Raw genomic sequence first — 780 nt, 5'->3', positions numbered from 1 at the left:
CGGGCGCAAGTCGCAAAATTAAAGGAAGAGCTTTATAGCTGCTTTGCTGCTGAAAAACTTCCATATCCATGTAATACCACAGCGGTGGCGTAGCAGAAATAGGGTGATCGATACTCCCAAGGATGACTGGCTTAGAGCGTGGTAGAGCGAGGATGCCGCGTAAACTTAATTGCTCAGTTGGCGTCTTGAACTCAGGCAGTCCGTTTTGCTGTTTGGCCAGCCATCCGCGGTTCACCAAAATAACTTCATCTCGATTGCTTAGTAAAAAAGGGCTCATTAGGTAGTAGCCTGGTTTGCCCTTGTGAACAATATTGTCTAATAAGAATTGCTCATTAACTAGGTAGTGGCCCGTCGCAAGGGCTTTGGAGGCCGATTTAAGATGGTTGCTTTGTAGGTTTAAGTTTCTGGGAGGCAGCATGCTCAATTCTTCAAGCTCGGATTGGGTTTGCTGTTTCTCATCAGCTCGTTGCAATTGCCAAAGGCCCAAAGCACAAAAAACAAGCATCATTAGGGTGCAAAACAAAGAGAGGAAAAACTTAGGCTGAAAAGAATAGGGCATATTTAATGGTCAGTCGCAGTTCATTGAGTATTATTTTTCTGTTACGCTGAAGCTAGAACAAAGCCTATCAGAATAAGACTTAAAAAAAGGTGACCCATGAGCTTTTATAAAATTCTAATACTAATTAACTTGTTGGCGGTTCTTGTCAGTCTTGGTGCGGGCGCTTTCTTTTTAGGTAAAGATGATAATCAGCATACACGAGTGCTCACTGCGCTGACTGT

The 780-nt window shown here is 43.5% G+C and carries 2 protein-coding genes; one reads left to right on the top strand and one right to left on the bottom strand.

Going from position 1 to position 780, the window contains the following annotated elements:
• A partial coding sequence (locus tag A3729_RS28690) for an SURF1 family protein (RefSeq protein WP_068634540.1) occupies positions 1-508 on the bottom strand: 508 nt, incomplete at its 3' end.
• Positions 509-655: 147 nt separating this feature from the next.
• Between A3729_RS28690 and A3729_RS34750 the strand changes: the two genes are divergently transcribed.
• Positions 656-780: DUF2909 family protein (locus A3729_RS34750; protein ID WP_156498210.1), on the top strand; the 125-nt coding region annotated here is incomplete at its 3' end.

It is taken from the genome of Oleiphilus sp. HI0043 (genome assembly GCF_001634935.1).
This window is presented reverse-complemented; position numbering and strand designations above follow the sequence as displayed.